This window comes from Citrobacter sp. Awk 2, from assembly GCF_028069815.1.
Classification (GTDB): domain Bacteria; phylum Pseudomonadota; class Gammaproteobacteria; order Enterobacterales; family Enterobacteriaceae; genus Citrobacter.
In genome coordinates this window covers 22,554-28,553 of sequence record NZ_JANEWL010000060.1, presented here as the reverse complement: position 1 = coordinate 28,553, position 6,000 = coordinate 22,554, and the positions used below count along the sequence as shown (strand labels likewise).

Below are 6,000 nucleotides of genomic sequence, written 5' to 3'. Positions count from 1 at the left end.
CAATAACATCTTATCTAAGTTAAAGAGAAAATATTTCTTAACTATCAGCAATTACAGGGGCTTGTTTGTGAAGTTTTTCTCTAACCCTGCGCGTATGATTTCTTCATTCTAATAGCTTGCCTGCATCTCATGTACTGCGTATCGCCTTGAAGCAGTGCGATAAAATAAAAAAAACCTCTACCTACACATTAAGCGGGAAATTATGGAAACGGCAACGAATAGTAGCGTAATACTCGACGCATCAGCGCCTGCGCGTCGGGCGGGAATGACCGAAAGTGAATGGCGGGAAGCCATTAAGTTCGACAGCACGGACACGGGCTGGGTCATTATGAGTATTGGTATGGCAATTGGTGCGGGGATTGTTTTCCTTCCCGTCCAGGTAGGGCTGATGGGGCTGTGGGTTTTCTTGCTCTCCTCGATTATCGGCTATCCTGCGATGTATTTATTCCAACGCCTGTTTATCAACACGCTGGCGGAATCCCCGGAATGCAAAGACTACCCGAGCGTAATCAGCGGTTATTTGGGTAAAAACTGGGGCATCCTGTTAGGTGCATTATATTTTGTGATGCTGGTTATCTGGATGTTCGTTTACTCCACGGCTATCACTAACGATAGCGCCTCTTATCTGCACACGTTTGGCGTCACTGAAGGGTTGCTGTCTGACAGCCCGTTCTATGGACTGGTGCTGATTTGCATCCTCGTTGCCATCTCGTCACGAGGCGAAAAACTGCTGTTTAAAATCTCTACCGGTATGGTACTGACCAAGCTGCTGGTAGTGGCCGCACTTGGTGTTTCGATGGTGGGGATGTGGCATTTGTATAACGCTGGCTCACTGCCGCCGATGGCGCTGCTGATCAAAAACGCAATTATCACGCTGCCGTTTACCCTGACTTCTATTCTGTTTATTCAGACGCTAAGCCCGATGGTTATTTCGTACCGCTCTCGTGAGAAATCGATTGAGGTGGCACGCCATAAAGCTCTGCGTGCTATGAACATCGCGTTCGGTATTCTGTTTGTCACCGTCTTTTTCTACGCCGTTTCCTTCACGCTGGCGATGGGCCACGACGAAGCGGTTAAAGCCTATGAGCAGAATATTTCCGCTCTGGCGATTGCCGCACAGTTTATCAGTGGTGATGGTGCAGGTTGGGTAAAAATCGTCAGCGTTATCCTGAACATTTTCGCCGTGATGACCGCCTTCTTCGGTGTTTACCTGGGCTTTCGAGAAGCAACTCAGGGGATCGTGATGAATGTGCTGCGCCGCAAAATGCCAGCCGAGAAGATCAACGAAACTCTGGTTCAACGCGGCATTATGGTCTTCGCTATCTTACTGGCCTGGAGTGCGATTGTGCTCAATGCGCCAGTACTGAGCTTCACCTCTATTTGTAGCCCAATTTTCGGCATGGTGGGTTGCTTGATCCCGGCCTGGCTGGTCTACAAAGTTCCTGCATTGCACAAATACAAAGGCGCCTCTCTGTACCTGATTATCGTCACTGGCCTGTTGTTGTGCGTTTCTCCGTTCCTGGCATTTTCCTGAGTTATCTGAGCAAGGGTTGTTGTTATGTTTGAGACTACATTGAATCCATTATGGGATAGTTTTATTCGCGCGGTGCAGGAAGAAGTGAAACCTGCGCTGGGTTGTACTGAACCTATCTCTCTGGCTCTGGCGGCAGCCGTCGCTTCTGCTGAGCTGGACGGCGCGGTGGAACGCATTGATGCGTGGGTCTCACCAAACCTGATGAAGAACGGCATGGGCGTTACCGTGCCGGGTACCGGGATGGTTGGTCTTCCCGTAGCGGCTGCGCTAGGCGCTTTGGGGGGAAATGCCGGGGCTGGGTTAGAAGTATTGAAAGACGCGTCGCCACAAGCGATTGCCGATGCGAAAGCGATGCTGACCGCCGGGAAGGTGGCGGTGATGCTGCAGGAGCCTTGCGAGGATATCCTCTTTTCCCGCGCTAAGGTATACAGCTCGGAAGGTTGGGCGTGCGTGACGATTGTCGGCGGCCATACCAACATTGTGCATATCGAGACCAACAAAGGCGTGGTGTTTACTCAGCCTGAGCAGGTTCAGGCTGATGAGCAGGAATCCCCACTGGCAGCGTTATCCCACACGTCGCTGGAAGAGATTGTGGCATTTGTGAATGCTGTGCCGTTTGACGCTATTCGCTTTATTCTTGATGCGGCAAAACTGAACGGTGCGTTGTCTCAGGAAGGACTAAGCGGTAGCTGGGGCTTGCATATCGGCACCACGCTTGAGAAACAGTGCGCACGTGGTCTGTTGGCTAACGATCTCTCAACCGCCATTCTTATTCGTACCAGCGCGGCATCGGATGCGCGAATGGGCGGGGCGACGTTGCCCGCAATGAGCAATTCCGGTTCCGGCAATCAGGGTATTACTGCCACCGTTCCGGTGATGGTGGTGGCTGAGCACTTTGGGGCCGATGAAGAGAAACTGGCACGTGCGCTGATGTTATCTCACCTGAGTGCTATCTACATCCATCATCAGCTTCCGCGTTTGTCTGCGCTGTGTGCGGCAACGACCGCAGCAATGGGCGCCGCGGCAGGTATGGCATGGGTGGTGGATGGTCGTTACGACACTATCGCTATGGCTATTAGCAGCATGATTGGCGATGTGAGTGGGATGATTTGTGATGGCGCCTCGAACAGCTGCGCAATGAAAGTCTCTACCAGTGCGTCAGCAGCCTGGAAAGCGGTACTCATGGCGCTGGACGATACCGCAGTGACGGGGAATGAAGGTATTGTGGCGCATAACGTAGAGCAATCTATCTCTAACTTGTGTGCGCTGGCGTGTCGTTCAATGCAGGAGACCGACAAGCAGATCATTGAGATTATGGCCAGCAAAGCACATTAATCTGGCGACTGACTGCCTGATGGCGCGCAGCTTTCTGGCCTACGGGTGTGCATCGTTACAAAACCGTAGGCCGGATAAGACGTATTAGCGTCGCCATCCGGCAGGCCGCTAAGCCGCCTTTTCAGGCGGCTTCTTCTTCTTCCAGACGCAGCTCGGCATCTGCAACGATTGCTTCCAGTTCCGTTAGCAGGTCCTCGTAGCCAAAGACGACGGTTTCCTGTTTTTTGGCCTCAACCCGCGGCTGGCGTTTTTTTGATGACTTCTTGCTCAATAGTCGTACTCCCTTGATTCTAATGACTATACGGGCAAATCTATCAGCAAAGCGCGCAATGGGGTATCGGCAACTAACGTTATGTTAGTTTCATCACGAATAAATGCGCCATCACCGCAGGTAAGCGCCTCTTTTTCAGCACCTGAAGTGACCGCGTGGAACGTGCCATGGATCGACTGCAAATACGCGCGATGCCCATGCAATTGAAAACTCAGTGATTCACCTTTTTGCAGCTCAACATGATGTACCCAGACCTGCTGGCGAAGATGCAGGCTGCCCTGCTCACCGTCAGGTGAAGCAAGCAGTTGATGCTTGCCGGCATTCAGCGTCGCTTTTTGCACGCAGGAATTTTCTCGCTGCGGGCAGGCGTCCAGCCATAGCTGCATTCTGGTCAGGGGTTTATCTTTGCTGATATTGTGTTCGCTGTAGCTGATCCCAGGTTGCGTAGCGAGCAGTAACACCTCTCCGGCTTTGGCCTGAATATGGTTACCTTCGCTGTCGCGATACTCTGCTTCCCCTTCGAGGATCAGATTGACGATATCAACCTTTGGATAGGTACGAGGCTGGAAAGAGGCCCCCGGTGCCAGAACTTCCTGGTTCAGAACACGCAGCGAGGCATAACCCAGCAGTTTAGGATCAAAATAGTGTCCAAAGGAGAAGGTATAACGGGCCTGCAGCCAGCCGTAGTCTGCTTGCCCGCATTGTTTGGCTGTACGGGTAGTAATCATAGTTCTTGACCTCTCTTTACTTCCTTTTATGTTAAATGGCTAGACGCTGCATTGTTAGCCAGATATTCTGCCCGGTATGTTCAAATTTCCTGAATGAGAACGAAATGGCCAAAGAACGGGCTTTAACGCTTGAAGCGTTACGCGTCATGGACGCAATAGACAGGCGCGGCAGCTTCGCCGCCGCGGCAGATGAACTGGGACGCGTACCTTCCGCCCTCAGCTACACCATGCAGAAACTGGAAGAAGAGCTGGATGTTGTGCTGTTTGACCGCTCTGGTCACCGCACAAAATTTACCAACGTCGGGCGTATGCTGCTTGAACGTGGCCGCGTCCTGCTGGAGGCTGCGGATAAGCTGACGACCGATGCCGAAGCGCTGGCGCGTGGGTGGGAAACGCATCTGACGATTGTCACCGAAGCGTTGGTGCCAACGGCGGCATTCTTTCCGCTTATCGACCGCCTTGCCGGAAAGGCGAACACGCAGCTTTCCGTCATCACTGAAGTGTTGGCCGGGGCGTGGGAGCGTCTGGAGCAGGGCAGAGCGGACATCGTGATCGCGCCGGATATGCATTTCCGCTCATCATCAGAAATTAACTCGCGCAAACTGTACTCGCTGATGAACGTCTATGTGGCGGCACCGGATCACCCGATCCACCAGGAGCCGGAACCGTTGTCTGAAGTCACCCGTGTGAAATACCGGGGAATAGCGGTGGCGGATACAGCCCGTGAGCGTCCGGTGTTGACCGTTCAGCTTCTGGATAAACAACCGCGTCTGACGGTCAGTACTATTGAAGATAAGCGTCAAGCGCTGTTAGCCGGGCTGGGTGTAGCGACCATGCCGTATCCGTTGGTCGAAGAGGATATTGCCGCAGGCCGGCTGCGTGTGGTTAGCCCGGAATCGACAAATGAAATAGATATCATTATGGCCTGGCGTCGGGACAGTATGGGCGAAGCGAAGTCCTGGTGTTTGCGGGAAATCCCGAAACTGTTTGCGGGTAAATAGCCTGACTGTTACGCCGGATGCGGTGCAATTGCACCTTATCCGGCCTACAAAAGGATGTATGACGTCAGGACAGCTGTTTAGGGTCAGTGCCGAAGCGGTTGCTACCTGGCGTGCCGTTTTGGCAGTTGAAAAGGATGATGACCAACCAGCCAATGATGGGGATCAGTAATACTAACAGCCACCATGCCGAACGGTCGGTGTCATGCAAACGCCGAAACTGAACAGCCCACCACGGTATAAAAACCAGAATTGCATAAATCGTTGTTAATACGCCTTCTCCCCCGGCACGTTGCCAGCCAAACATCCTGTCTAACACGCTCAGCACGAACGTAAAGATGATGTTGACCAAAATAAACATCCAGTACTCTTTGCGCCGTGCACGACCACCAAAACCAAAGTAGTTCTTTAATACGTTTAAATACCAATCCATTTTCGCCTCGTTCTGCGTTCAATTACTTGTTTTTAAAGCAATCAAAATAAGAATAGCTGCGAATGAAATGATGGTAAATATTTACGGTATTAATTATTTGGCCCGCTGATGGGTAATACTTATCTGTGAACGCCTTAGTTGCAGAAACTATCGCCTGTGTGGTAGAAGTTATGAATATGCGCTCTCAGAGAAAGGGTTCCGTTCACCTTATGTTCATCGTTTCTCTGAGACATCGATTCCTGTGAACGTGTAAAGGGCGTTCTCCGCCACGCCCTTTACAATCCCGGCTCCCGGCACGGAAAATTGCCACTTCGTGGTTCCCTCCGCTTATTCCTTCAGGCTTTCGGGCCGGGCGCGATGAAGCGTCCTTGCAAAGCGCGCCCTGAACCCGCATCCCTGCGGGTTCTCCCGGCCTTACGGAAACACGTCGGCAATTTTCAGCCGGACCAGCCACACCTGACCATCTGTATTTTTATTTGAATATATCTGAACAGCAAAACAGATTTTACTGGAAGTCAGAGCGTTGAAGCGATGACCCATGTCCGGCTGAAAATCGATGAGGCGTTGACGGCTGACCGGGTCTGTCCGCAGGGATGCGGGCAGAGGGGACGGCCTGCAGGGATGCAGGCTCGGCCCCGACCCGACAGGCAGACGGCATAAGACGAATGAATCGCGCAGCGACGATTTTCCCGCCGGGAGCC

Annotated in this window: 6 protein-coding genes; 3 read left to right on the top strand and 3 right to left on the bottom strand. The window is 52.4% G+C overall.

Annotation, left to right across the window (positions count from 1 at the left end; all coding sequences use genetic code 11):
* Positions 1–202 precede the first annotated feature (202 nt).
* Both NNO02_RS15020 and NNO02_RS15015 read left to right on the top strand, forming a co-directional pair.
* On the top strand, positions 203–1,534 hold the full coding sequence (locus NNO02_RS15020; RefSeq protein ID WP_040230536.1) for an amino acid permease: 1,332 nt from the start codon (positions 203–205) through the stop codon (positions 1,532–1,534).
* Positions 1,535–1,558: 24 nt separating this feature from the next.
* Entirely contained in the window at positions 1,559–2,869 is a 1,311-nt protein-coding gene (locus NNO02_RS15015; protein ID WP_271455142.1) for an L-cysteine desulfidase family protein, read from the top strand.
* A gap of 121 nt (positions 2,870–2,990) precedes the next feature.
* On the opposite strand, the gene NNO02_RS15010 is transcribed toward NNO02_RS15015, so the two are convergent.
* Entirely contained in the window at positions 2,991–3,140 is a 150-nt protein-coding gene (locus NNO02_RS15010) for a hypothetical protein (protein ID WP_271455141.1), read from the bottom strand.
* Between the two features lie 26 nt (positions 3,141–3,166).
* A complete protein-coding gene (locus NNO02_RS15005; protein WP_271442078.1) occupies positions 3,167–3,868 on the bottom strand; it encodes a pirin family protein in 702 nt (233 codons plus the stop codon).
* Positions 3,869–3,972: 104 nt separating this feature from the next.
* On the opposite strand from NNO02_RS15005, the gene yhaJ reads away from it, so the two are divergent.
* Entirely contained in the window at positions 3,973–4,869 is an 897-nt protein-coding gene (gene yhaJ, locus NNO02_RS15000) for a DNA-binding transcriptional regulator YhaJ (protein WP_271442079.1), read from the top strand.
* A gap of 64 nt (positions 4,870–4,933) precedes the next feature.
* Here yhaJ and NNO02_RS14995 read toward each other — a convergent pair whose 3' ends face one another.
* A complete protein-coding gene (locus NNO02_RS14995; RefSeq protein WP_271442080.1) occupies positions 4,934–5,299 on the bottom strand; it encodes a DUF805 domain-containing protein in 366 nt (121 codons plus the stop codon).
* Between the last annotated feature and the right edge of the window lie 701 nt (positions 5,300–6,000).

Excerpts from the sequence above, each read along its gene's own strand:
- NNO02_RS15005 (WP_271442078.1), bottom strand. The coding sequence starts at position 3,868 with ATGATTACTACCCGTACAGCCAAACAATGCGGGCAAGCAGACTACGGC.
- NNO02_RS14995 (WP_271442080.1), bottom strand. The coding sequence starts at position 5,299 with ATGGATTGGTATTTAAACGTATTAAAGAACTACTTTGGTTTTGGTGGT.
- NNO02_RS15020 (WP_040230536.1), top strand. The coding sequence starts at position 203 with ATGGAAACGGCAACGAATAGTAGCGTAATACTCGACGCATCAGCGCCT.
- NNO02_RS15015 (WP_271455142.1), top strand. The coding sequence starts at position 1,559 with ATGTTTGAGACTACATTGAATCCATTATGGGATAGTTTTATTCGCGCG.
- yhaJ (WP_271442079.1), top strand. The coding sequence starts at position 3,973 with ATGGCCAAAGAACGGGCTTTAACGCTTGAAGCGTTACGCGTCATGGAC.